Raw genomic sequence first — 24,779 nt, forward strand, 5'->3', positions numbered from 1 at the left:
GATCAGCCGATGTCTGACACGACCGAAACCACGCCCGGCTGGCTGACCTCCGACGAGCTCGAGCAGGCCCGTAACCGCATGCCGATCCTGTACGTCGAGGCCGTGCCGGTGCGCGTCGACGACAGCGGCGAAGTCACCAGCATCGGACTGCTGTTGGGGATGGGACGGGACGGGTCGGTCAGCCGCTCCCTCGTCTCCGGCCGGGTCCTGCACCACGAGCGGGTCCGGGATGCCCTGCTGCGCCACCTGGAGAAGGATCTCGGCCCGGCGGCGCTCCCCCGCGTCCCGGCCTCCCTCCAGCCGTTCACCGTCGCCGAGTACTTCCCGACGCAGGGCATCACGCCGTTCCACGACCCCCGCCAGCACGCGGTGTCCCTCGCCTACATCGTTCCGGTCGCCGGCGACTGCCGTCCCCGCCAGGACGCTCTCGACCTGGCGTGGTTCAGCCCGCAGGAGGCCTTGTCGGTGGTGGTCCAGAACGAGATGCCGGGCGGCCACGGCGTCCTGCTCAAGCAGGCCCTGGCGCACGCCGGTTGCCTGTCCTGAGGAGACCCGGGATCCGGGAAGAGCTGACGGGAGGGGCCTGACGGATTAAGTAAGGCTCGGCTAAGTTGATCGGCGAGTGCCTTCCTCCGGAGGCACATCTGCCAAGGAGATCGACGCAGCATGAGCTCAACCATCCGCCGGGCCCGCCGTACCACCGCGATCACCGTGTCGCTCGCCGCGGGAGGTGCCCTCGTCTCGGCAGGCACCGCCGACGCCGACACCGCGAGGACCGGCTCGCCCACCGAAACGGCGCCGGTCAGGCAAGGCCTCTACCAGTCCGCGTACTCGGAGCGGAACGACGCGCTCTGGATGACCTCTTCCGTGGGCATGCCGCCCGCCACGGTCACCGACTCCCGTCTGCTGAGAGTCGACCCGGACACACTGAAGGTCGAGAAGGCCTACACGCCGCCGGTCACCGACGCGGCCACCGGTGCCGTCGAGTCGGTCTACGGCGTCGCCGTGGACGACGAGCACAACACCGTCTGGACGACGAACACCCGCGACAACTCCGTCGCCGTCTACAGCCAGCGCACCGGCAAGCGCCTCGCCACGCTGCCGAACGTGAACCACGCCCGCGAGATCGTCGTGGACGAGCGGCGCGACACGGTGTGGGCGAGCTCGTTCGCCGACGGTGCCCTCGTCGCGTTCGACTCCGGCACCTTCAAGGAGAAGAAGCGCGTCACCGTCCCCGGCACGGGACCGACGGGCATCACCGTGAACGAGCGGACCGGTTCGGTGTACGCCGCCGACTATCACGGCGCCCGGATCATCGAGGTCTCCCGCCGCGCCGAGAGCCCGCGGCTCATCCCGGCCGGCAAGGGACCGCTCTCGATCGCCCTCTCCAAGAACGGCCGCACCGCCTACACCGCCGACCAGACCTCCGGCACCGTCACGGTCGTCGATCTGCGCAAGGGCGAGGTCGTGAAGTCCGTGGCCACCGGCGGCGGCACCAAGTCCGTGGCCGTCGACCACCGCTCGGGCCACGTCCTCGCCGTCAACCGCACGACCGCCACCGTCACGGTCGTCGACCCGCACAAGGGCGAGGTCGTGAAGTCCGTGGCCACCGGCGTGAACCCCAACCACGTCCATGTGGCCGAGGGCCACGCGTACGTGGTGGACAAGTCGGGCTCGGGTCCCGCGGGCGAGGACCTGCTGACCCGCGTCCGTCTGCACCGCTGAGAGGCTCGGGGAGCGTTCAGGGCGAGGGCTGTGGAGTCATCCGGTGCAGCCCCTTGCGGTCGTAGTAACGGGTCATCGCGAACCCGAAGGCCGCGGCGATGACGCTCCCGATCGCGATCATGATCCATGCGCGGGCGAGGCCGGCGTCGGCGCGGGCGTCGAAGAAGAGGATGGCGCGGACGCCGCCGCTGAGCTGGCGCATGGGCTCGAAGATGCCGAGGAAGCGGTAGAAGCCGGGGACCGCCTCCAGCGGGATGGTGGCCCCGGAGGAGGGGAGGCCGAGGACGATGAACACGAACATGGACACCAGCTGGCCGATCCCGCCGAAGGCCGCGTTGATGGCCTGGACTCCCAGGCCCACCGCGAGGCTCGCGCAGTAGGAGAAGACCCACAGCAGCGGCAGGTGGGTGGCGTCCATGCCGAGGACCGCGATGGTGGCCAGCATGATCAGGGTGGTGGTCAGGACCGTGATGCCCGCGGTCATGGCCATCTTCAGGAGCAGCGTCTGCGTGCGGCTGATCGGCACGGTCGGGCGGCGGGTGTGCCAGGGGCCGATCTCGCTGTCGGCGTAGCCGAGGGCGGTGTCCACGCCCATGCTGATGAGGTTGGCGCCGAGGAACCCGGCCAGGACTAGCAGCAGGGTGTAGTAGAACGCGCTCAGGCCCAGGCCGCTGTTGTCGCCGATGGGGTGGCCGACCTGGGTGGTGATGCCGACCGGGTCGGTCAGCAGCAGGCCCGCGGTGGAGCCCGCTTCCTTGGCGGCGCCCGACGCCTTCAGCTGCTTGCCGATGGCCTGGGAGGACTGCTGCGCGGCCGTCGTGGCGATCCTGCTCGCCAGGGAGGAACCCAGGCTGCCCATGCCGGGGTTGGTCAGGACCGTCATCGTCGGCCGCTCCGTCGCGCGCGGGGTGGTGAGCGCGGCGACGGAGTCGCTGAAGTTCGCGGGGATGACCAGGGCGCCGTAGATCTTGCCGGAGTCCAGCTCGTCCTGGGCCTGGGCCCGCGTGAGCCCGCGCCAGTCGGCCTTGTCGCTCGACGTGTCGGCGAGGACGGTCTCGGCGACCTGCGTTCCCAGGTTCTGCCGCTGCCCGGCCGGGGGCTTGCCCTGGTCGGAGTTGACGATCGCGACGGGCAGGTCGCGCAGGTCGCGGTTGGGGCTGACGATGCCGCCCATGTAGAGCAGCGAAAGGAGCAGGGCGAGCAGCCCGGTCAGGACCGCGGGCACCAGCCACAGCTTGGGGCGGCGCAGGAGCGCGGAGGCGCGGGCACCGGCGCCGGAGTGACGGGGAGCGTTGTCGTCGTCCATGGTGCCCACCTTCGGTGCCGCTCGCGGCGCCCGGAGCGAGCAACACGTTCAGGAGCGAAGGACCAGGCGAATGGGGCCTGTCTCCGTACGCTGTCCCCGCGCGCCGGAAGCCGGGGACTAGCCGCCCACGAAGGCCCGCACTCCCTGTGACACCCCGTCGTCACCCAGCAGGTCGTTGTGGTTCAGGCACCCCGCCGCGTTGTTCGTCGCACCGTCGATCCGCACGCTGGCGTCCGGGTTGATGACCTCGTCGCAGTTGGACCACCAGGTGGCGTAGGCGACGTCTCCCGGCGTCTCGTCGCCCTCGGCGAGCCCGTCCTGCACGTACGAACCCGGTGTCATGTCACGGCAGGCCTGGGACCAGGCGGCGCAGGCCCAGGCCGTGGAGGTGCCGTGGTTGGGGCCCGCGAGGGAGGCCCAGTGGGCGACCGTCCCGGTGCCGCCACCGTGCTTGACGTACCAGCGGGTGACGAGGCTGCCAAAAGAGTGGGCGACGATGTCCACCTTGGCGGCGCCGGACCGCGCGCGCACCTCCTCGACGTACGCGGCGAACCGCCCGGACAGCACCTCGTTCACCGACTGGCTGGTGTCGTACCCCCAGGAGAACAGCTCGGCGTCCGTGTACCCGGACGCCTTGAAGTCCTCGCGCAGGGAGCCCCACACACCCGGATCGGCGTTGTAGCCGTGGACGAAGATCACCGGAGTGCGGGCGGCCTTCGGGGCCTCGTCCGCCCTGGCCGTGGTCAGCGGCATCAGCAGGGCGGCGGCGGCCGCGATGGTCAGCGGGACGGAGATTCGGCGCAGCACAGGTTCCCCCTCGGGCCGGCGGACGTCACACGCTCACGGGCTCCAGGCCCGGTTACGCGTGAGTAGTGCCGAGAATGGTGAGGTCTGCGGCGACGAATGAACAGCCCTGTGCGGCAAGGAAGTTACCGCGGGTACGGCGGGGTGCCCTCGTGCGTCACGCCTCGGCGTGATCCGGAGCGCTCGCCTCGTCCTCCGGGTTCCAGTCGAGGAGCCGCACCTTCGCGACCGTCCGCACATGACGTCGCATCGCTGCCGCCGCCGCCCGGCCCCGGCCCGCCTCGATCGCGTCGAGGATCTCGTGATGCTGGGCGAGGGAGCGGGCGGGGCGGCGCACCTGGCGCAGCGACTCGTTGCGGCTCTCGGTGATCTGCTCGGCGATGGAGCGCATGAACTCGGCGAGCAGCGCGCTGTGGGCGGCCGCGGTCACGGCGGCATGGAAGAGCCGGTCGCCCTCGACGCCGCGCTCGCCCGCATCGATCTCCCGCGCCATCGTGTCGAGGGCTCCCCGCATCGCCCGCAGGTCCTCGTCCGTGCGCCGCTCGGCGGCCAGTTCGGCGAGTTTGGTCTCCAGGGCCTCGCGCGCCTCAAGCACGTCGGGCAGCCGCCGCTTGCGCTCCACGAGCCGCTCCACGGGCTCGGCGTCCAGGCTGTTCTTGACCAGATAGGTGCCGCCGCCGTGCCGCACCTCGACCAGTCCCTGCACTTCGAGCACGACGATGGCCTGCTTGACGGAGGCGCGGGAGACGCCGAGGCGCTGAGCCAGTTCGCGTTCGGGCGGCAGCCGGTCACCGGCGCGCAGGCCCCCTTCACCGACGTAGGCACGGAGCCGGTCGAGCACCTGCTCGTACAGCTTCGTCCTGCCCATGGGGCGCAGCGCGTCAGACATCCCAACCCCCCATGTCGGTCCCCGTGCCGATGGATTCGCAGCCTAACAGCGCGGCCCTGCCGATGGACGAGTGGACAAGTGGCTCAGCCAATTACGTCCGACCTCTTGACGGCCGAAACCGATACCCCGACGCTGAGTTCCGCCAACAGCCGGATTGGCTCAGCCACTTGGCCAATCGCGCAACCACCGCTCAGCCACCCGCTCGGCCGCTCGTGGCCGAACCACGCCTCCCAAGGACGGCCCCAGGGACGGGAGCCCATGATGTCCGCCGAACTGATCTCCATCCTCGTACTCGTGGTGGTCTTCGTGATCGCCACCACCCGCTCCATCAACATGGGCGCACTCGCCTTCGCCGCCGCTTTCGTCGTCGGCGAACTGGTCGCCGACCTCGACGCGGACGGCATCTTCGCCGGGTTCCCCGGCGATCTCTTCGTCGTCCTGGTCGGTGTCACCTATCTGTTCGCCATCGCCCGCGCCAACGGCACCACGGACTGGCTGGTGCACGCGTCCATACGCCTTGTGCGCGGGCGGATCGTGCTGATCCCCTGGGTGATGTTCGTGATCACCGGGGCGCTCACCGCGATCGGCGCCGTCAGTCCGGCCGCCGTGGCGATCGTCGCGCCGATCGCCCTGAGCTTCGCCGCGCAGTACGGAATCAGCCCGCTCCTGATGGGCGCCATGGTGGTGCACGGGGCCCAGGGCGGCGGCTTCTCCCCCATCAGCATCTACGGATCGATCGTCAACGGCATCGTGGAGCGCGAGAAGCTGCCAGGGAACGAGGTCGCGCTCTTCCTCGCCTCGCTCGTCGTCAATCTCCTCATCGCCGGGATCGTGTTCGTCCTCTTCGGCGGGCTGAAACTGGGCCGTCTCGGAAACGTCGAGGCGAAGGCCGGGACGGAGGAGCGGACGGAGAGCCGGGCGGTGAGCGCCGGTCCTGAACAGGCCACGTCGGCTGAGAACGAGGTAGGTTCGCGGCTCGATCCGGCCAAGATCGCCACTCTCGCCGCCCTGGTCGCCCTCGTCGTCGCCGTGCTCGGCTTCGACCTCGACGCCGGTCTGAGCGCCATCACCCTGGCCGTGGTCCTGAGCGCGTTCTGGCCGGACTCCAGCCGCAAGGCCGTCGGCGAGATCGCCTGGCCCACCGTGCTGCTGATCTGCGGTGTGCTCACGTACGTCGGCGTGCTCGAAGAGATGGGCACCATCGACTGGGCCGGTGAGGGCGTGTCCGACATCGGTGTCCCGCTCCTCGCCGCCCTGCTGCTCTGCTACATCGGGGCGCTCGTCTCCGCGTTCGCCTCCTCCGTCGGCATCATGGGCGCGCTGATCCCGCTCGCGGTGCCGTTCCTGGCCCAGGGCGAGATCGGCGCGGTCGGCATGATCGCGGCGCTCGCCGTCTCCGCCACCGTCGTGGACGTCAGCCCCTTCTCGACCAATGGCGCCCTGGTGCTCGCCGCCGCCCCGGACGTGGACCGGGAGCGCTTCTTCCGGCAGCTGATGATCTATGGCGGGATCGTGGTGGCCGTGGTACCTGCTGCGGTGTGGCTCGCCTTCGTGGTGCCAGGATTCGGGTAGGACGAACCGCCGACCGGTCCGGCACCCTGGACCGGCGGCGGCTCGAAGGCACCTCCACGACGACCACGACGACCATGACGACCAAGGAGATACGCAGCGTGAGTTCTCCCCACCCGCCCCTCTTCCCCTCCCTCGCCACGGGCCAGGACCTGCCCGCGCTGCGCTTCGGCGAGCGCTCGCTGACGTACGCCGGACTCGCGGCCGCGGCCGGTTCCCTCGCCGCGTCCATCGGCTCGGAACGCCGGGTCGCCCTGTGGGCGACACCGACCCTGGAGACCGCCGTCGGCGTCGTGGCCGCGCTCCTCGCCGGTGTGCCCGTCGTGCCGCTCAACCCGAAGATCGGCGAGGGCGAGCTGGGGCACATCGTGGCGGACAGCGCCCCGACGGCGGTGCTCGCGGCGCCGGGCGACGAACTCCCCGCGCCGCTGCGGGCGTTGAAGCGCACGGACATCACGTTCGCCGACAGCGCGACGGCAGCGGGACCGGCCCCCGCGCTGCCCGGCGAACCTGGCCCCGAGTCCCCCGCCCTGATCGTCTACACCTCGGGCACCACAGGACCGCCCAAGGGCGCGGTGCTGCCCCGCCGGGCCCTCTCCACCACCCTGGACGCCCTTGAGGACGCCTGGCAGTGGACGTCCGACGACGTGCTGGTGCACGGACTTCCGCTGTTCCACGTGCACGGACTGATCCTCGGCATCCTCGGGCCGCTGCGCCGGGGCGGTTCGGTGCGGCATCTGGGCCGGTTCTCCATCGAGGGGGTGCGGCAGGAACTGTCCGACGGGGCCACGATGCTGTTCGGGGTGCCCACCATGTACCACCGCATCGCGGAGGCGCTGCCCACCGACCCGGAACTGGCCAAAGCCCTGTCCGGTGCCCGGCTCCTGGTCTCCGGGTCCGCCGCGCTGCCCGTGCACGACCACGAGCGCATCGCGGCGGCGACGGGACGCCGCGTGATCGAGCGGTACGGCATGACGGAGACCCTGATGAACACGAGCGTGCGGGCCGACGGCGAACAGCGCGCCGGAACCGTCGGAGTGCCGCTGGGCGGTGTGGAGTTGCGGCTCGTGGACGAGGCGGGCGCCGAGACGTCGGACCGCCAGGAGGTCGGCGAGATCGAGGTGCGCGGCCCGAATCTGTTCACCGAGTATCTGAACCGGCCCGACGCCACCGCCGCGGCGTTCACCGCCGACGGCTGGTTCCGCACCGGCGACATGGCGGTGCGCGACGAGGACGGCTACGTACGCATCGTCGGCCGCAAGGCCACCGACCTCATCAAGAGCGGCGGCTACAAGATCGGCGCGGGCGAGATCGAGAACGCCCTGCTCGAGTACCCCGGCGTGCGGGAGGCCGCCGTGACGGGCGAGCCCGACGACGACCTGGGCGAGCGCATCGTCGCCTGGATCGTCCCGGCCGACCCGGAACACCCGCCGCTGCAGAGGGAATTGGCGGATCACGTGGCCGCGCAGCTCGCCCCGCACAAGCGTCCGCGGACCGTGCGCTATCTGTCGGAGCTCCCCCGCAACGACATGGGGAAGATCATGAAGCGGTCGCTCCATGCCTGAGTCCACGCCCGGCGGTCCGGCCCCGCGCCTGACCGCCCGCGCGGCCGTCACCGCAGTGGCCGACCAGGACAGCTTCCGTGAACTCCCCCACCCGGCACAGGAGTTCGCCGAGGAGGTACGGCAGGACGGACCGCTCGCCTGGCAGGGCTATGCCGACTCCCGCACCCGGGCCGAGGAGGGCACCGGCGAGCGGGAGTCGGTGGTCTGCGGCACCGCCACCGTCGGCGGCACGCGGACGATGGTCGTCTCCTTCGAGTTCGGCTTCCTGGGCGGATCCCTCGGCGAGCGCACCGGGGACCGCCTGGAGGCCGCGCACCGCCACGCCCGGGACCACCGGCTGCCCGTCGTGTCGCTGATCGCGACGGGCGGCAGCCGCATGCAGGAGGGCATGCGCGCGCTCGTCCAACTGCAGCGCGTGGCACGGCAGTCCGAGCTCACCGGCGCGGCGGGCCTGGCCCGGATCGCGGTCCTGCGCGATCCGACCACGGGCGGCGGCTGGGCCACCCTGGGCGCGGGCGCCGACCTGATCCTGGCGCTGCCCGGCAGTCAGGTCGGCTTCGCCGGGTCTCGGGTACGCCCGCCGGACACGGACCCGGCGGCGTACACCGCCGAGGCCCAGCTGGCGGCGGGCGCGATCGACGAGGTCGTACGCCCCGACGAGCTGCGCGAGGCACTGGCGCTGCGCCTGAGGCTGCTGGCCTCCCCGGACGGGGATGCCCGCCCACACACCGAACCCCCCGAGCCCCCCACCGCCCTGGGCCGCACCGACCTTCCCACCACCGGCTGGGAAGCCGTCAGCCGCGCGCGCTCCCCCGAACGCCCGCACGCCGCCGCCTACTTGGACGCCTACTTCACCGACCGCGCACCGCTGCGCGGCGACCGGTGCGGGGGCACGGACCCGGGGATGCTCTGCGGGTTCGGGCTGCGCGAGGGGCGGACGGTCGCCTACGCGGCGCAGTGCGGGACGGCGACGACGCCCGCCGGGTACCGCACCGCGGCCCGTCTCGTCCGGCTCGCGGGGCGGCTCGGCGTTCCCGTGCTCACGCTCGTCGACACGCCGGGGGCCGCGAACGGGGCGGAGGCCGAACGCGCGGGCGCGGGCGCGGCGATCGCCGATCTGTTCGCCGCCGTCGCCACCTCACCGGTGCCGGTCACCTCCCTGGTCATCGGCGAGGGCGGCTCGGGCGGCGCCCTCGCCCTCGCGGCACCGGACAACCTCTGGGCGACGCCGGACAGCTATTTCTCGGTCATCGCCCCGGAACTGGCCACCGCGATCCTCAAGCGGGGGCCGGAGGAGACCCGGTCGACGGCGGAGCAGCTGCGCCTGCGCCCACAGGATCTGGTCGAGCTCGGCGTGGCCCGGGGAATCGTGCCGGGCCGACACCCCTAGGGCGGTCAGCTCAGCCGGGCATCGGCGTACACGGTCATCGCGTCGCGCTGATAGACGGCGAGACCGTCGGCGATCTTGTCGAAGTTGGCCCGCATCCGCGGGTCGTCGACGTAGGTCTGGCCGACTCCCTTGTACGCGGCCGCGGTCGGGGTCCAGAACCGGCAGATGCCCTGGTAGTTGGCGTCCACCTCGGCCTGCACCGCCGGGTCGGACACCGGCGTGCCGGCCACCATGAACTCCGCCATGCGGATCATCTGCGCCGTCACCTCACGCTGCCAGCGCTCCGTGTCCTCGGCGGTCATCGCGTCGACGGCCTGCCGGGACTGCTCCCACGCCTGCGGCCACCGCTCCCGTACCTCGGCCTCGGCCTCGGAGGGGGGCTGGAACCCGTCGAACAGGTTCTCCGGCTTGTTGATCTTCGTCATTTCGCCCTTGTCCTTGCCTTCTTCCAGTTCGGCGATGGTGCGGCCGACCGTACGGGCCAGCGTCTCAAGACGGTCCCGTTCCGCGAGCAGCTGTTGGTGGTGCTCACGGAGCACGGCCACCTGGTCGAGCCGGCTGTCCAGGACCGCCTGGATCTCGCGCAGCCCCAGGTCCAGCTCCCGCATCAGCAGGATCTGCTGCAACCGCAGCAGATCGGCCTCCTCGTAGTAGCGGTGCCCGTTGCTCCCGATCCATGCGGGCGGCAACAGGCCGATCTCGTCGTAATGCCGCAGCGTCCGCGATGTCACCTTGGACATCCGCGCCACCTCCGCGATCGACCAGGCCATGGCCGGTGCCTCCCTCGCCGGGCCGGTCTCTCCGGCCACACACCTGACCGTAGAAGTTGCCGCAACGGAAAGCGCAAGCCCGAAGCCCTGTCGGGCAGTCCTTACGGACCCGTGACGGAGCCCCGTCGGTGATCGTCAGCCCGGCTCGGCGCGCCTAGCGTGGGCCGCATGCGCGTACTTGTCACCGGCGGCGCCGGGTTCATCGGATCGCACGTGGTCGAAGCCCTCACGGAACGGGGGCACGAAGCGGTGGTGTTCGACGCCCTGCTGCCTTCCGCCCATGCCGGGCAGCCGAGGCCGCCCGCCGGTCAGCGGTGGACCGTCGGCGACGTCCGGGACCGGGACGCGGTGCGGGACGCGCTGCGCGGGGTGGACGCCGTCTGTCACCAGGCGGCGATGGTGGGGCTCGGCAAGGACTTCGCGGACGCCCCCGAGTACGTCGCCTGCAACGACCTGGGCACGGCCGTCCTGCTCGCCGCGATGGCCGAGGCAGGCGTACGGGATCTGGTGCTCGCCGGGTCGATGGTGGTGTACGGGGAGGGGCGATACGAGTGCGCCCGGCACGGGGTCGTCCGGCCGGGTCCGCGCGCGGCGGCGGATCTGGACGCCGGGCGCTTCGAGCCGCTCTGCCCCGACTGCGGAGCCGAGCTGAAGCCCGGCCTGGTGAGCGAGGACGCGCCCGCCGATCCGCGCAATGTGTACGCCTCGACCAAGCTGGCGCAGGAGCATCTGGCCGCCGCGTGGGCGCGGGCGAGCGGCGGCCGTGCGGTGTCGTTGCGCTACCACAACGTGTACGGCCCCGGCATGCCCCGCGACACCCCGTACGCCGGTGTGGCCTCGTTCTTCCGTTCCTCGCTTGAGCGGGGCGAGGCGCCCCAGGTCTTCGAGGACGGCCGCCAGCGGCGGGACTTCGTGCATGTACGGGATGTGGCGGCGGCCAACGCGATGGCGCTCGAGGCGGTGCGCGAACGGGACGCCGGGGCATTCACGGCGTACAACACCGGCAGCGGGGAGCCGCACACCGTCGGCGAGATGGCCGGGGAGCTGGCGCGGGCGTTCGGGGGCCCGGACGCGGTGGTGACGGGTGAGTACCGGCTCGGCGACGTACGGCATGTCACGGCGGACTCGGCTCGGCTGCGGGCGGAGCTGGGGTGGCGGGCCGATGTGGGCTTCGCCGAGGGGATGGCCTCCTTCGCGAAGGCGCCGCTGCGGGGGTAGTCCCGCGGGGCGGCGGCCGCTACGCCCGAGCGGTGGGCAGGGTGACCTCGAAGCAGCAGCCGCCCGCCACGTTCCGGACCGCTGCCCGGCCCTGGTGGGCCTCGACGATGCCGCGCACGATCGCCAGGCCTAGGCCCGCGCCCGCCGGGGGCGTGCGGGACTGGCTGCCGCGCCAGCCGGTGTCGAAGACGCGGGACAGGTCCTCCTCGGGGATGCCGCCGCAGCCGTCGGTCACGGACAGGACCACGCCGTCCGCGGAGCGCTCGGCGGCCACCGCGACGGTCCCGTCGGCCGGGGTGCGGCGGATCGCGTTGATCAGGAGATTGCCCAGGACGCGGCTCATCTCCTTGCTGTCGACCTCCACCGGGACTGCTTCGACGCTGTCGCCCACGAGATGCACCCGGTGTTCGCGGGCGAGCGGGTCGACGCCCGCGAGCGCGTCGCCCACCAGGTCGTAGACCGAGATGCGCGAGGTCGACAGGGCCAGCGCGCCCGCGTGGATCCGGGAGAGCTCGAAGAGGTCGCCGACCATGGAGTTGAGGCGTTCGACCTCGGTGCGGATCTGGCGCAGATAGCGGTCCGGTTCGGCCGCGACGCCGTCCTCCAGCGCTTCGGACATGGCACGAAGACCGGCCAGCGGGGTGCGCAGGTCGTGCGAGATCCAGGCGACCAGTTCGCGCCGGGAGCGTTCCAGGGCCCTCTCGCGCTCCCGTGACTCGGCGAGCTTGGCGCTGGTCGACTCCAACTCCCGGGTCAGGGCGGCCAGTTCCGCGCTGACGGGTTCGGGCGGGGCCGCGAAGCTGCCGCCGTCGCCGAAGGAACGGGCCGCCAGCGTCAGGGCCTTGCTGCGGGCGACCACCCAGCGGCCGAGCAGCAGCGCGGTGGCGAGCGAGACCATCGCGGCCATCGCCACGACGACGGTGACCACCTTCAGGTCGTGCGGCGACAGGAACATCTCCCAGGCCACCGCGAGCGTCCCGGCCAGCATCGCGAGCACCGCGACGGCCGCCACGACGGTCATCGCGACCGCGAGGGAGCGATGCCGCAGCAGGCGCAGCGTCAGGGCGCCCAGGAGCCCGGCGCTCGCGGCCCCCAGGAAGGCGAAGAGAGCGATGAGGAGGATGTCCTGCATGAGGGTCAGCCTTCGGCTCGGGGCGGTACGCGGTCGTGCTGGGCGCGATGAGCGGCGTGGGCGTCGGGTACGTCGGGCGCGTCGCGTGCACCGGGTGCGTCGGGCGCATCGAGTACGTCGGGTGCATCGGGTACGTCGAGGCGGTATCCGAGTCCCCACACCGTCTGGATCAGGCAGGGCCGCGCCGGGTCGTCCTCGACCTTGCCGCGCAGCCTGCGGATGTGGACCGTGACCGTGGACAGGTCGCCGAACTCCCAGCCCCAGACCTCCCGCATCAGCTCCTCACGCCCGAACGCCTGCCCGGGGTGGCGCAGAAGGAAGGCAAGAAGGTCGAACTCCCGCAGGGTGAGGGCGAGTTCGGCCCCGCCCTTGGTCGCGCGACGCGCCACCGGATCCACCCACAGGCCCGCGGCCCGCAGCGTGGCGACGGCCTCGGGAGCGCGGGCCGCGCGGCTGCGCCGCAGCACCGACCCCACCCGCAGGACCAGCTCGCGCGGGCTGAACGGCTTGGTGACGTAGTCGTCGGCCCCTATCTCCAGGCCCAGGATCCGGTCGTCCTCGTCGCCACGGGCGGTGAGCATGATGACGGGCACCGGACCCTTGGCGCGCAGCCTGCGGCACACCTCCAGACCGTCCATGCCGGGCAGCATCAGATCGAGGACGACCAGGTCGGGCCGGAACGCCCCGGCGCGCTCCAGCGCCCCGGGGCCGTCCTCGGCGCGCTCGACCGTGTAGCCGCCGCGCTCCAGGTAGCCCGCGACGACCTCGGCGACGGTCGGATCGTCGTCCACGACGAGGACCCGGGGCACGTCGGGGGCGCCGTCCCCGACGTGCGGGCGGCCCTGCGGTGGCGGTGGTGGCTGCATACGGCAAGCCTCGCACCTGCCGCGCGCGGATCTGCCGGTCAGGACCGCCCCCGGTTGCCGACGTCCCTGTTTCGTAAGAACCTCAAGTCCGATATGTCCGGTTCAGATTCATAGGGTGAGTCACATGACCCCCTCCCCCTCCGTAGAGCCCGACGTGCCCGCACCCGACGCGCGCGCCGTCCGGGTCGACGTCGTCCTGCCCTGCCTCGACGAGGCCGCCGCCCTGCCCTGGGTGCTGGAACGCGTCCCCGACGACTGGCGCGCCGTCGTCGTCGACAACGGCTCCACCGACGGCTCGGCGGACATCGCCCGCGCCCTGGGCGCCACCGTCGTCCACGAGCGGCAGCGCGGCTTCGGGGCCGCCTGCCACGCGGGCCTCACATCGTCCGACGCGGACATCGTGTGCTTCTGCGACTGCGACGCCTCCCTCGATCCGGGGCTGCTGCGGCCCTTCGTACGCAGAGTGACGGACGGAGAGGCCGATCTGGTCGTCGGACGGCGGCGCCCCCAGGGGCGCGGTGCCTGGCCGCCGCACGCACGCGCGGGCAATGTGGCGCTCGCGCGGATGCTGCGGCGGCGCACCGGTGTACGCCTGCACGACCTGGGCCCGATGCGGGCGGCGCGGCGCGAGGACCTGCTCGGGCTCGGCCTGACCGACCGGCGCAGCGGATACCCGCTGCAGATGGTCGTACGGGCGGCCGACGCGGGCTGGCGGATCGAGGAGCGGGACGTGCCGTACCTGCCGCGTTCCGGCAAGTCGAAGGTCACCGGCACGTGGCGGGGGACGTGGCACGCGGTGCGTGACATGCGGGCCGTGCTCGCGGAGGAACCGCGGACGGCCTCCGGCACCGGTGTGCGGCGCGCGGCGGGCGGTGCCCTGTGACCACGTACGGGACGACTCTGCTCGTCATCGCCAAGGAGCCGCTGCCGGGGCGCGTGAAGACCCGACTCACCCCGCCCTACACGCCCGAGGAGGCCGCCGAGCTCGCCGCGGCCTCGCTCGCCGACACCCTCCGCGCCGTGCTCGCGGCGCCCGCCCACCGTCGCGTCCTGGTGCTCGCCGGACAGCCGGGGCCCTGGCTGCCCGCCGGCATCGAGGTGGTTCCCCAGTGCGCGGGCGGCCTGGACGAACGGCTCGCCGCGGCGTTCGCCTGCTGCTCGGGCCCCGCGCTCCTGATCGGCATGGACACCCCCCAGGTCACCCCCGGCCTCCTCGCCCCCGCGCTCGACCCCGACGCCTGGCGGGACTGCGACGCCTGGTTCGGCCCCGCCGTCGACGGCGGATTCTGGGCACTCGGCCTGGCCGAGCCCGATCCGGAGCTGCTGCGCGGCGTCCCCATGTCGAGGCCCGACACCGGCGCGCAGCAACGGGCCCGGCTCACCGGCGCCGGGCTGCGGGTGCGCGATCTGCCCCTGCTGCGCGACGTCGACACGGCCGACGACGCCGGGAAGGTCGCCGAAGCGGCGCCGGGCAGCCGGTTCGCCGCCACGCTCGCCCGCCTCGGCACGGCAGCCGGACACGCGGGACGGGGTGGCGGCCGATGAGCACCGCGCTGCCGGACGCGACCCTCCGCAGGACCGGCCCCGCGGCCACCCCCTGGCGCGCGGATCCGTACACCAACGCCCTGCGCAACGGCCACGGCCCGCTGTTCCTGCGCCGCAGCGACGGCTGGCTGCTGCCGCTCGACGTAGAGCGCTGGTGCGCCGACGCCGACGCGGCCGACCTGTCCGCGCTGCGTCGCTGCGAGGGCAGCGTGCTCGACATCGGCTGCGGGCCCGGCCGTCTGGTGGCGGGAGCCGCCGCCCGGGGCCATCGCGCCCTGGGGGTCGATGTCAGCCAGGCAGCCGTCGACCACACGCTCCGGCTCGGCGCCGCCGCGCTGCTCCGCTCCGTCTTCGACGCGCTGCCGGGCGAGGGCCGCTGGGGCACCGCGCTGCTCATCGACGGCAACGTGGGGATCGGCGGCGATCCGGCCGCACTCCTCGAGCGCGTCGCCCAACTCCTGTCACCCGGCGGCCTGTTGATCGCCGAGACCGTACAGATGGACGTCGACGAGCGGGTGGAGGTGCACGTCGACGACGGGCACGGCGCGCTGGGCGAGCTGTTCCCCTGGGCCCGTCTCGGCACGCCCGCCCTGCTGCGTCACGCCCGCCCTCTCGGCTGGCACCCGGCCGATCAGTGGACCACCGGCGGCCGTTCGTTCCTGGCCCTGCGCCGCGTCTGAAGGACCCGGCACAGCGCTGACCCCGCGAACAGCAGGGCCGTGACGACCAGCCACCGGACGAGGAAGTCACCGGCCGGGAGCCCGGTGGAGGACTCATAGCGCTCCACCTGTCCGGCAATGAGCGGGAACCAGACGAGCAGCAGCAACCCGGACAGGAATGCCGGGACGCGCACGAAGTTGATCCACTCCCTGCGGTTCCGCCGCCCCCCGGCGGCGGCCCGCAGCGCCCGGTCGGCGAGTGCGTACGCGGGCACGAACAGCAGATCGTGCACCAGCGCCGCACCGACGAACCAGACGGCGATCAGCAGCCAGTCACCGTCCAGGAGACGCACTCCCGCATACCCGGCGAGGGCGAAAGAGCCGAGCAGCACCAGGAGTTGCAGTGGCCCCTCGCCGTACCACCGGCGGAATCGGTGCGTGAAACCGGTCATCACAGCTCCCCGAAGGTCAGACGGGACACCCACTTGGTGTTGAGCACGCCGGGCGCGGCCGGGACGATGATCCGCGCCGGGTAGCCGTGGTCCGGCGACAGGTCCTCCCCGTTGACCTGTAGCGCGAGCAGGGAACGCGGGTCGCGTACCTGGTTGTCGCGCAGGGCGGCCTTGCGGAAGGCTCCGCGCCGCTGCAAGGACTCCACGAGAACGCCAGGAGGGTCCTCGTCGAACCCGGCGAGTGCCGCGAGATCCCGCAGCCGCACACCGCGCCACCACTGGTCCGACGTCGACCAGCCCTCCACGCACGCGATGGGCAACGCGGCACTGTGGAGGGGGAGTTGCAGCAGATCCTCCCGGGAAAGCCTGACGTCTTCGCGGCCCCGTGGCCCACTGACGACCAGCCGCCACAGCTCACCCGTGTCCTGCCGCTCGATGCCCACCTTCGCTGCCGTCTTGTTGATCTGAAAGCCGTTCGGCCCGCTCCCCGGATCGCCGCCGCCGTGCGGGGCGAACAGGGCGGTGCGGCGCAGGGGCCCGTCGAAGTTCTGCCCCGCCGTCGTGACGAGCAGCAGCGCTGATCCCGCACCGACCATGCCGAGCGCGCCACGCCGGGACACCGTCGGCTCGGCGGCCTGGGGCGCCACCAGACCTCCCGCGTCGGCCGGCTCGGGACGTGGGTCCCGCAGCCGTTCACGCCATCCCTGCTCGCGCAGTACGCGTACGACCTGAGGCAGGCGCAGCACGACGTGGGCCGCGAACGCGCCGAAGAACACCCAGGCCCCGTAGAAGTGCAGCGGATAGAACGAGCCGGGAAAGAGGTACTCCAGCTGGACGTTGAGGACACCGGTGACGAACTCGAACAGCGCGCCGCCGACCAGCAGGAGCAGCGACACCCGCTCCAGGGCATGGCCGACCGACCGGGCCGGAGGCAGCGCGAAGAGCTTGGGGATCACCGACCACAGCTTCGCGAGCAGCACCGGGATCAGCGTGATGCCGACCGTGACGTGCAGGCCCTGGTTGAGGCGGTAGAGCCAGTGCGGGTCGGTCGGCCAGTCGAAGAGGTAGAAGCCGAGGAGGCCCTTGTCCGGTGTCTTGTCGTTGACGGGTGAGAGATCCGGGTTGTACGCGGCGTACGACAGCAGGCCGGTCACGAACAGCACTGTGATGCCGAGCAGCAGGACGACGCCGAGCACCGAAGTGAGCCAGGGCCCACGCAGCGGGCTGCGCCAGAAACCAGGGTCGGCAGGGGAGGTCATATGTGGGACGGGGGGCATGAATCGACCGTATGCCGGACCCTGCCCCTGGATGGGCCCACGACTCATGACGAAACGCTGACGTCATCCCTCAGAGCCCCGGCACTCACTCCACCTGCGCCTACGGTGCAGACGTGAGCACCACAGAGCGCACCGGCCACCGCCGTGACCTGGCCGCGGCCGCCGTCGCGGCGCTCCTCGTCGTCGCGGCCGTCGCCGTCGGCGCATCCATCGAGGACACGGACGGCACCCTGCACCTCAACTGGCCGCCCCTGTACGCCCAATGGGACCCGCACATCGGCCCCGGTACACCCGCCGCGCTCGCGGTCGCCCTCGCCGTGATCGCGTACGCCCCCGCTCTCGCCGCCCGGCTCCCCTGGCGGCCCCTTCTCCTCACCGCCTGGGCCACCTCCCTGGCCTGGATCTGGTCGCTCGCCCTGATCGACGGCTGGCACCGGGGCGTGGCGCGGCGGCTGACCACCAAGTACGAATACCTCCAGGTCATCGACCGCTTCGAGGACATCCCGGCAACGCTGCGGGACTTCACGCGGCACATCCTGATCGACTCCCCCGGCCACTGGCCCGCCCACACCGCGGGCCATCCGCCGGGCGCCACCCTCACCTTCGTCCTCCTCGACCGCGTCGGCCTGGGCGGCGGCGCCTGGGCCGGTGCCTTCTGCATCACCGCGGGCAGTACCGCCGTGGTGGCCGTCCTGATCACGCTGCGCGCCCTTGCGGACGAGGCGACGGCCCGCCGGACGGCTCCCTTCCTCGTCCTGGCCCCGGCCGCGATCTGGGTCGGCGCCTCCGCCGACGGGTACTTCGCCGCCGTCACGGCCTGGATGATCGCCCTGCTCGCGCTCGCGGCGACGCGCAAGGTCCGCTCCCCCGCGACCGCGGCCCTCGGCGCGGGCCTGCTGTTCGGCCTCACCTGCTACCTCTCGTACGGCCTGCCCCTGTTCGCCGTCGTCGCCGCCGCCGTCCTGCTGATCGCCCGGACCCCGCGCCCGCTGCCGCTGATGCTGGCGGGAGCAGCCGTCGCCCCGCTCGCCTTCACCCTCGCGGGCTTCGACTGGTGGGAGGCGTACCACCTGCTCGTCGAGCGCTACTACCAAGGAGCGGGCGGCATCCGGCCGTACGGCTACTTCGTCTGGGCCAACCTCGCCTGCACGGTGCTGGTCGTCGGCCTCGCGACGGTGGCGGGCCTCCGCAGGGCGATGGCGTCCGCGCCCGGCGCGATCGGCCGTCTGCGCACCGGCCGGACGACGCCCGCCGACCGGCTGACCGCGCTCGTCCTGGCCGCTCTCCTCGCCCTGCTGGCCGCCGACCTCTCCGGCATGAGCAAGGCGGAGACGGAACGCATCTGGCTGCCCTTCGCGACGTTCCTGCTCGCGGCCACGGCGCTTCTGCCTCCGGCGGGCCGGCGCCACTGGCTCACCGCACAGGCCGTACTCGCGCTCGCCGTCAATCACTTGCTGTTCACGGGGTGGTGAGGGGGAAATCAGCGTGCGGGAAATCGGTGCGGGGCACTGGTGCGGGGGGAATTGGTGTGGGCGACGTCAGTCGGCCTTGCGGAACACCTCCGACATCCCGTCCCCCGTGTCGTGGTCCAGCAGCCCCGTCGTGTCCGGCCCGAGCAGCCCGACACGCGTGGCCAGTTCCCTGCCGTGGACGTCGACGGCCGCCTCGGTGAGGCCCGCGAGCGCGTCGAGCGCGGCCCGTGAACGGGAACGGGCCACGACCCCGCACCCGACGGCGACCAGCGCGGCAGGCCACCACCAGCAGGCGAGCAGGGCATAGCCCACGGCCCAGGCGGCGAGACGGGCCGCCGCACTGAAGGAGTCACGGGCCGCCTGGATCTGTTGCACGGCGGGTTCGGGAAGGATCAGCCACAGACGCGGCCACAGGGCGGCGAGGTCCACTCCGTACGCGGCCTCGACGCGGTCCGCCGTCGCCTGCATGCGGTCGCCGTACCAGGTGGGGCGTTTCGGTGCGCACAGCGAGATACGGTCGCGGGCCTCGCCGATGGCCTGGATCCGCGCGCCCGCGCTCCTCCCGACCCGCACCGCACCGCCTGCCGCCGAACCGGTCGGGGTGGCACGCGCGACGGCGTCATCGAGCTGTCCGTCCAATGCCAGCCACTGCCGCTCGCGCCGCGTGGTGAGGGCGCGCGAGAGCGGGTCGCGGCCGAAACGCAGCCAGTACTTTTCGAACCCGCCGCCGAGGAACTGCGAGGCAAGTGAAGCCGCGGCCGCGGTGAGCAGGACGAGCGCCACCAGGAGCGCGGCGGTGCCGGTCCGGTCGAGTGCGGGGCGGGCCGCGAGGTCGTCCAGCGTGGCGCGCAGCCGGTCGGCGTCGTGCCAGTGGCGGTGTCCCAGGGTGGTGCCGACGGCTGTGGCGGCGAGGAAGAGGGCGCCGGGCAGGACCAGGAGGTTCAGCCAGCGTTCGGTGAGCTTGCCGCCCAGGGTGGCGAGGAGCGGGTTCATGAGGCCGCGGGACCGGAGCCGGTCACTGCCCGGGGTCCAGTCGGCCCTTGCGCATACGCGCTCCGTTGACCGCGCAGTGGGGGGCGGGCAGCAGGTCGCGGGCGCGTTCGAGCCTGCTGCAGTGGGCCGGTCCCGGGCACACGGCCACCCTGATGTGCGGCGCGAGGCCGGGGGTCATGGCGCCCCGGGAGCCGTTGACAAGACCGCCCGCGTCCCCGGCCCTGCGCATCGCGTGGTCGAGGCCTTCGTAGCACTCCTCGATCGCGTCGGCGCCCGCACCGGAACGCAGCAGGTCCCTCGCCCGCTCCGCGGCCTGCCGGACCCCGGGTTGCCGCAGGTCGTCGGGCGAGCCGAGCAGGGAGCACAACGCCGCCGTGCCGTGGGCGAGTTCGGGGCGGTCGGGCGATACGGTCATGGTCCAAGTGTGCCGGAAAGCAGGCGCAGTTGAGCATGATTCGGCGCGCCACCGGAGTCGGCGAACGCCACCGGAGTCGGCAAGAGGGGGAGCTGCAGGGTGAGTGACGACCGGGACCGGCATGTGCAGGCGATCCGTGCGCGCTTGGCGCGGGCCGGGGCATCCGAGGGGGTGGTGCGCGCGAACGTGGTGTTCGCCCCCGAGGCGAACGCCGAGCTCCGGGCACTGCTGTGCAGCGCCGACACCGGTTTTGACCTGGAGGCCCGGCATGTGGCCGGCTGGCTCTGCCTGGCTCGCGCGGCGGCCTCCGAAGACGCCCGGGCCGACGTCCACGGAGGCATGGCCGGAACGCTGCTGTTCCCGGTGTGGATGGCCGACCCGGCGCTCGTACCACCGCAGTTGGCGGCAGGCTATGAAGCCACCGACCCCGCGCACCGCCCCGACCCGGCGCACGCGGACGGTCCCGCCGAGTGGTCGGCGGAGTGTGCCGCGGCCGTGATCGCGGCCGAGGGCCGGCAGCACCGACCGCCGCCGGATGCCACCGAGGACGACCTGCGGCTGTACGACCTTGCCGTGCGGGTGGGCACCTCGACACCTTCGCGTGAGGTGCTGCTCGGCCTGGCGGTCGGGATGGGCAGCCTCGCCGTTCTCGCGACGCCGGAGCACGACCCCGCGTACGCGACCCGGGTAGCCGATCTGACCCACGTGCTGTCCCTCGCCGGGCAGCACGTGGGTCAGACCGGCAGCGGGGGCTCCGACACGGCGCTGCGTCTCACCCACCACACCCTCAAGGGCCTTCCGGCCGACTCACCCGACCGGTTGCTCACTCTCAGCAATCTGGGCGTCCAGTTCCTGGATCGGTACAAGCAGTCGTACGACGCGGACGACCTGCACGAAGCGGTCGGCATGGCCCGTGACGTCCTGGCCCAACTGCCCGCGCGGAGCCCGCATCTGGCCCATTGCCTCAGCACCCTGGGCGGCGCTCTGCTGGCGCTGCGGCAGCGGGAGGGCGGCACGCCCGAGGAGTACGACGAGGTGGTGGACCTGCTCCGCCGTGCCGCTCCCGACGACCCGAAGGGCCCGGCGACGGCAGGCCTCAACCTGGGCATCGCGCTCACTCTGCGGTACCAACGCGTCGGCCTTCCGCACGACTTGCACGAGATGGTCGCCGTGCTGACCGCAGCGCTGGAGTCGGCACAGGGGGACCCGGCCCGGCGCATCCCCGTCCGCAGCACCCTCGGCAACGCGCTGCGCGCACGCTTCGCACTGACCGGCGATCCGGCCGATCTGGACGCGGCGATCACGCATCTGTCCGCCGTGGTCATCGAGGCCGGGGAGCCGACGTCCCGCACCGCACCGCAGCTGATCGCCCCCGCGATGGCCCTGCACGCGCGGTACGGCCTCGACCCGGAAGGCAACAGCGCGGACCTCGTCGAGGCCCTGCGGTTGCTGCGTCAGGCCGAGCCGCTCCTGCCACCGGACCACCCGGAGCGGCCCGTGACGCTCAGCGACCTCGGGATGGTGCTGAGCACCAGCCACGAACGCACCGGACGTCCAGAGGAGTTGAACGAGGCGATCCAGGCTCTCAGGGAGGCGGTGGAGCTCACCTCCGAGGGGCACGAGATTCTCGGCGTACGGCTGCTCAACCTCGGCATGGCCCTGGGCCTGCGCCACCGCCTCACCGAGGACGGTGCGGACCTGCGGGAGGCCCAGGCGTGCCGGAGCCGGGCCGCCGAGCTGCCCGGTCTCGGCGTCGCCCACCGTGCGACCCTGCTCGGCTCCACGGCGATCAGCCGGATGAGCGGACTCGGGCGTGCCGCCGACCCGGCAGCCCAACTCGACGAAGTGATCGAGCTGTTCAGGGAGGCGCTCGCCCTCACCCCGGCCGACGACCCCAAGTTGCCGCGTCGGCGCCTCAACCTGTCCACAGCTCTGATCAACCGCAGCCAGGCGGCGCGAGGGACCGCCGACGCGCGGGAGGCACGCACTCTCGTCGACGCGGTGATCGCCTCACTGCCCGCGGGCTCTCCCGAGCTGCCCGGTGCCCTGACGGCGGCCGCCGGCGCCCGCCTGTCGGGCCGTGGCGCCCTGTTGTCGTCGACGGTCCGTGGCGAGGCGATCGCGCTGTTCCGTCGGGCGGTCGAGGTCACCCCGCCCGACCATGCGAAGCGCACGCTGCGCCTGACGAACCTCGGCAAAATCCTGCGGGTCCTGTCGACCGGCCGCGGCCGCCGGGCCGCACTGGCCGAGGCGGCCGACGTGTTCCGGGAAGCGGCCCTTGAGCCCCGGTGCGCGCCCTCCGAGCGCCTGGACGCCGCCCGGTCCTGGGGCGACACCTCGGCGGAACTCGGCGACTGGGACCGCGCCCTTGACGGTTACGTGGTGGCGGTCGACCTGCTGCATTCCGTCGCGCCCCGCCATCTCGTCCGCGACGACCAGGAGCTGCTGCTCGGCCGGACCGTCGGCCTGGGTGCCGCGGCGGCGGCGTGCGCGGTGCGCTGCGGACGGCCCCAACTGGCGGTGGGGCTCCTCGAACAGGCCAGAGGCGTGCTGCTGTCCCACGCCTTCGACGCCGACAGCGATCTGACCCGGCTCCGGGAGACCGCCCCGGACCTCGCCGACCGCTTCGAGGAACTCCGCGACGCCCTCGACACGGCGACCGAGGGCCGGGACCCGCTCGGCGCGGAGTTCCTGGGCGAAGGCCCCTTGCACACATCGCGGGCGTACGACGCTCAAGCCGACCGGCGTCAACAACTGGCCGCCGAATGGCGGGAGCTGACCGACCGGATCCGTGCCGCGCACCCGGAGCTCGGCCTGCTGCGTCCGGTGCGGGAGTGGCACGAACATGAACTGCGCGCGACAGCCGCGGCGGGTCCGGTCGTCCTGGTCAACGTGTCCCCGCACGGCAGCGACGCCCTTGTCGTCAGCGAGCACTCCATCGACACCGTGCCGCTCCCGGGGCTCACCCCCGAGGCAACGACCGCACACCGGAAGGCCTTTCAGGACGCGTTGGAACGCGTAGAGGCGCCCGGGACCTCCCGAAAGCAGTCACTGCGCGCCCAGCACGTCGTGCGGGACACACTCGCCTGGCTGTGGCAGGTGGTCACCGGCCCCGTGCTCGACCACCTGGCGTTCCGGGCCACGCCCACCGGACCACTGCCCCGCGTGTGGTGGTCGCCCGCCGGAGCCCTGGGCACAATGCCGCTGCACGCAGCGGCTCCCGTCGACGGAGCGTCCGGTGCGCTGGACCGGGCGATCTCCTCGTACACGCCGAATCTGCGCGCGCTGCACCACGCCAGGCAGCGGGCCGCGCGCCCTGCGGGCACCGGTGCGCTCGTGGTCGCCGTCGGCGAGGCGACCGGCTTCCCACCCCTGCCCGCCGCGCACCGTGAGGCCGAACACCTCGCCGGGCTGCTGCCGGGCCCCGAGATGCTCACCGGCGCGTCCGCCACCCACTCCGCGGTGGTCTCCGCCCTGCACCGGCACGCGTACGCGCACTTCGCGTGCCACGCGGTGGGCGATCTGGAGCGCCCGTCCGGCAGCCGCCTCGTCCTGCACGATCACACTGAACGACCGCTGACCGTCCGCGACCTCGCCCGGCTCAGGCTTCCGTCGGTGCGCCTCGTCTACCTCTCGGCCTGCGACACCCTGCGGACCAGCCCCGAACTCGCGGACGAGGCCGTCCACATCGTCAGCGCCTTCCAGATCGCGGGCTTCCCCCATGTCGTCGGCTCGCTGTGGCACGTCGACGACACGATCGGCGCCCGTGTCGCCCAGGACGTCTACGAGGCCTTGAGCAAGGGTGGCGGAGCGCTGGACGTCGACCGTACGGCCGAGGCCCTGCACTCCACGGTGCGTGCGCTGCGCGACACGTATCCCCAGACCCCGAGCCTGTGGGCGTGCCAGGTGCACGCGGGTCCCTAGAACTCCCGGACACTGTTCAGGCGTTGGGGTCGAACGGAATCCCGGCGGGCTTGGCCTTCTCGAGGTGGTAGTTGAAATTGCCGTCCTTGAGCCCGAAGACGGCACTGCCGAAGTCGGCCTGAATCAGCTTCTCCCGCACGCCCGCGGGATAGCCGTTCCAGCCGACGAGCCCGGGGAACTGCCAAGCCTGATCGTGGTTCTCCGGCGGCTCGTCGCTGGAGGCGGCGGGCCGGAAGCAGTGCGTGCTCACACCGTCCTTGTGGTACACGACCTTGGGGTGCGTACCGTCCCAGCGGATCTGGTCGCGGCCGTAGACGTCGAAGTTGCCGTGGGCCGATGTGGAGACGTAGCGAGCCTCGTTGTTCTGCACCCACACCACCACGTGCTCCCAGTCGTGCCGGTGCCCACCGAGGCCGCTGCCCGCCACGGCCTGATCCTTCTCGAAGTACAGGCCGTACATGATGGCGCACCAGTCGTTGTTGCACTTGGACCGGGCGTACCCATTGGTGTTGTCGAGGTCCCAGGAGTCACGGCACTGACCGTTGACGGCCCCCGACGGGTTGAGGCCTCCGTTGACGCTGCCGTCGGGCCCGATGGCAGGCGTCGGATAGCAGCCGTCGGTGTCGTAGTCGTAGGCCGGCTGGAACGTCTGCTCAAGACCGTCCGCACTGGCGGGCAACGACGTGGGCGGATCCGCGAGCGCACTGCCCGGAAGAGCGATGACCAGCGCGAAGGCGCTGCCGACGACGAACGACGCTCTGCGGATGCGTGAGGCCTTCTTCACCATGTCCTCCTGATCCGTCGCGGT

At 72.4% G+C, this 24,779-nt stretch carries 21 protein-coding genes and 1 pseudogene; 11 read left to right on the forward strand and 11 right to left on the reverse strand.

Features of this window, described 5'->3' with window-relative positions; translation table 11 throughout:
* Positions 1-9 precede the first annotated feature (9 nt).
* Both ABZ833_RS09440 and ABZ833_RS09445 read left to right on the forward strand, forming a co-directional pair.
* Positions 10-546 carry an NUDIX hydrolase family protein gene (locus tag ABZ833_RS09440; protein WP_351161410.1) on the forward strand — a complete coding sequence of 179 codons (537 nt, stop codon included), beginning with the start codon at positions 10-12 and terminating at the stop codon, positions 544-546.
* A gap of 120 nt (positions 547-666) precedes the next feature.
* Complete coding sequence (locus ABZ833_RS09445) at positions 667-1,725, forward strand: YncE family protein (protein WP_361043399.1); 1,059 nt, start codon at positions 667-669, stop codon at positions 1,723-1,725.
* Positions 1,726-1,741: 16 nt separating this feature from the next.
* Here the strand turns inward: ABZ833_RS09445 and ABZ833_RS09450 are convergent, their stop codons facing one another.
* The 3 genes from ABZ833_RS09450 to ABZ833_RS09460 all read right to left on the reverse strand — a co-directional run bounded on the left by ABZ833_RS09450 (position 1,742) and on the right by ABZ833_RS09460 (position 4,724).
* Positions 1,742-3,031, reverse strand: a complete 1,290-nt coding sequence (locus ABZ833_RS09450; protein WP_361043402.1) for a DUF3533 domain-containing protein — start codon at positions 3,029-3,031, stop codon at positions 1,742-1,744.
* 117 nt (positions 3,032-3,148) lie between these two features.
* Positions 3,149-3,838: a triacylglycerol lipase gene (locus ABZ833_RS09455; protein ID WP_361043404.1), complete on the reverse strand. Its 690-nt coding sequence runs from the start codon at positions 3,836-3,838 to the stop codon at positions 3,149-3,151.
* A gap of 154 nt (positions 3,839-3,992) precedes the next feature.
* Positions 3,993-4,724: an FCD domain-containing protein gene (locus ABZ833_RS09460; RefSeq protein ID WP_361043406.1), complete on the reverse strand. Its 732-nt coding sequence runs from the start codon at positions 4,722-4,724 to the stop codon at positions 3,993-3,995.
* Between the two features lie 261 nt (positions 4,725-4,985).
* Here ABZ833_RS09460 and ABZ833_RS09465 point away from each other — a divergent pair, with 261 nt between their 5' ends.
* The 3 genes from ABZ833_RS09465 to ABZ833_RS09475 all read left to right on the forward strand — a co-directional run bounded on the left by ABZ833_RS09465 (position 4,986) and on the right by ABZ833_RS09475 (position 9,248).
* The gene (locus ABZ833_RS09465; RefSeq protein WP_361044725.1) at positions 4,986-6,296 is read left to right on the forward strand and encodes an SLC13 family permease; all 1,311 of its coding nucleotides are present in this window, start codon (positions 4,986-4,988) and stop codon (positions 6,294-6,296) included.
* Between the two features lie 98 nt (positions 6,297-6,394).
* On the forward strand, positions 6,395-7,858 hold the full coding sequence (locus ABZ833_RS09470) for an acyl-CoA synthetase (RefSeq protein ID WP_361043408.1): 1,464 nt from the start codon (positions 6,395-6,397) through the stop codon (positions 7,856-7,858).
* Positions 7,851-9,248, forward strand: a complete 1,398-nt coding sequence (locus ABZ833_RS09475; protein WP_361043411.1) for a carboxyl transferase domain-containing protein — start codon at positions 7,851-7,853, stop codon at positions 9,246-9,248. Before ABZ833_RS09470 ends, ABZ833_RS09475 begins: the two co-directional genes overlap by 8 nt.
* A gap of 5 nt (positions 9,249-9,253) precedes the next feature.
* On the opposite strand, the gene ABZ833_RS09480 is transcribed toward ABZ833_RS09475, so the two are convergent.
* Positions 9,254-10,018 (reverse strand): MerR family transcriptional regulator, encoded by a 765-nt coding sequence (locus tag ABZ833_RS09480; protein WP_361044728.1) that lies wholly within the window; start codon positions 10,016-10,018, stop codon positions 9,254-9,256.
* 168 nt (positions 10,019-10,186) lie between these two features.
* On the opposite strand from ABZ833_RS09480, the gene ABZ833_RS09485 reads away from it, so the two are divergent.
* A complete protein-coding gene (locus ABZ833_RS09485) occupies positions 10,187-11,236 on the forward strand; it encodes an NAD-dependent epimerase/dehydratase family protein (RefSeq protein WP_361043414.1) in 1,050 nt (349 codons plus the stop codon).
* 19 nt (positions 11,237-11,255) lie between these two features.
* Here ABZ833_RS09485 and ABZ833_RS09490 read toward each other — a convergent pair whose 3' ends face one another.
* Together ABZ833_RS09490 and ABZ833_RS09495 are read right to left on the reverse strand one after the other, a co-directional pair.
* The gene (locus ABZ833_RS09490) at positions 11,256-12,368 is read right to left on the reverse strand and encodes a HAMP domain-containing sensor histidine kinase (RefSeq protein WP_361043416.1); all 1,113 of its coding nucleotides are present in this window, start codon (positions 12,366-12,368) and stop codon (positions 11,256-11,258) included.
* Between the two features lie 5 nt (positions 12,369-12,373).
* A complete protein-coding gene (locus tag ABZ833_RS09495) occupies positions 12,374-13,234 on the reverse strand; it encodes a response regulator transcription factor (protein WP_361043418.1) in 861 nt (286 codons plus the stop codon).
* A 124-nt stretch (positions 13,235-13,358) separates the two neighbouring features.
* Between ABZ833_RS09495 and ABZ833_RS09500 the strand changes: the two genes are divergently transcribed.
* The 3 genes and pseudogenes from ABZ833_RS09500 to ABZ833_RS09510 all read left to right on the forward strand — a co-directional run.
* On the forward strand, positions 13,359-14,117 hold the full coding sequence (locus tag ABZ833_RS09500; RefSeq protein ID WP_361043421.1) for a glycosyltransferase family 2 protein: 759 nt from the start codon (positions 13,359-13,361) through the stop codon (positions 14,115-14,117).
* Positions 14,114-14,779 carry a DUF2064 domain-containing protein gene (locus ABZ833_RS09505; protein WP_361043423.1) on the forward strand — a complete coding sequence of 222 codons (666 nt, stop codon included), beginning with the start codon at positions 14,114-14,116 and terminating at the stop codon, positions 14,777-14,779. Before ABZ833_RS09500 ends, ABZ833_RS09505 begins: the two co-directional genes overlap by 4 nt.
* A pseudogene (locus ABZ833_RS09510) lies at positions 14,776-15,453 on the forward strand (methyltransferase domain-containing protein); the annotation flags it as partial. The gene ABZ833_RS09505 and the pseudogene ABZ833_RS09510, both read left to right, overlap by 4 nt.
* On the opposite strand, the gene ABZ833_RS09515 reads toward ABZ833_RS09510, so the two are convergent.
* A complete protein-coding gene (locus ABZ833_RS09515) occupies positions 15,411-15,890 on the reverse strand; it encodes a hypothetical protein (protein WP_361043425.1) in 480 nt (159 codons plus the stop codon). The pseudogene ABZ833_RS09510 and the gene ABZ833_RS09515 overlap by 43 nt on opposite strands.
* Positions 15,890-17,167: a molybdopterin-dependent oxidoreductase gene (locus ABZ833_RS09520; protein WP_361043428.1), complete on the reverse strand. Its 1,278-nt coding sequence runs from the start codon at positions 17,165-17,167 to the stop codon at positions 15,890-15,892. The genes ABZ833_RS09515 and ABZ833_RS09520 overlap by 1 nt, the downstream gene beginning before the upstream one ends.
* 113 nt (positions 17,168-17,280) lie before the next feature.
* Here ABZ833_RS09520 and ABZ833_RS09525 point away from each other — a divergent pair, with 113 nt between their 5' ends.
* Positions 17,281-18,639: a hypothetical protein gene (locus ABZ833_RS09525; protein WP_361043431.1), complete on the forward strand. Its 1,359-nt coding sequence runs from the start codon at positions 17,281-17,283 to the stop codon at positions 18,637-18,639.
* A 66-nt stretch (positions 18,640-18,705) separates the two neighbouring features.
* Here ABZ833_RS09525 and ABZ833_RS09530 read toward each other — a convergent pair whose 3' ends face one another.
* Entirely contained in the window at positions 18,706-19,632 is a 927-nt protein-coding gene (locus tag ABZ833_RS09530; RefSeq protein WP_361043433.1) for a hypothetical protein, read from the reverse strand.
* A 22-nt stretch (positions 19,633-19,654) separates the two neighbouring features.
* Positions 19,655-20,047, reverse strand: coding sequence for a hypothetical protein (locus ABZ833_RS09535; protein ID WP_361043435.1), 393 nt, complete (start codon positions 20,045-20,047; stop codon positions 19,655-19,657).
* A 99-nt stretch (positions 20,048-20,146) separates the two neighbouring features.
* On the opposite strand from ABZ833_RS09535, the gene ABZ833_RS09540 reads away from it, so the two are divergent.
* Entirely contained in the window at positions 20,147-23,971 is a 3,825-nt protein-coding gene (locus ABZ833_RS09540) for a CHAT domain-containing protein (RefSeq protein ID WP_361043437.1), read from the forward strand.
* Positions 23,972-23,987: 16 nt separating this feature from the next.
* Here the strand turns inward: ABZ833_RS09540 and ABZ833_RS09545 are convergent, their stop codons facing one another.
* A complete protein-coding gene (locus ABZ833_RS09545) occupies positions 23,988-24,755 on the reverse strand; it encodes an NPP1 family protein (RefSeq protein ID WP_361044730.1) in 768 nt (255 codons plus the stop codon).
* Positions 24,756-24,779: the final 24 nt, after the last annotated feature.

This window comes from Streptomyces sp. NPDC047525 (genome assembly GCF_040643025.1).
GTDB lineage: Bacteria > Actinomycetota > Actinomycetes > Streptomycetales > Streptomycetaceae > Streptomyces > Streptomyces durmitorensis.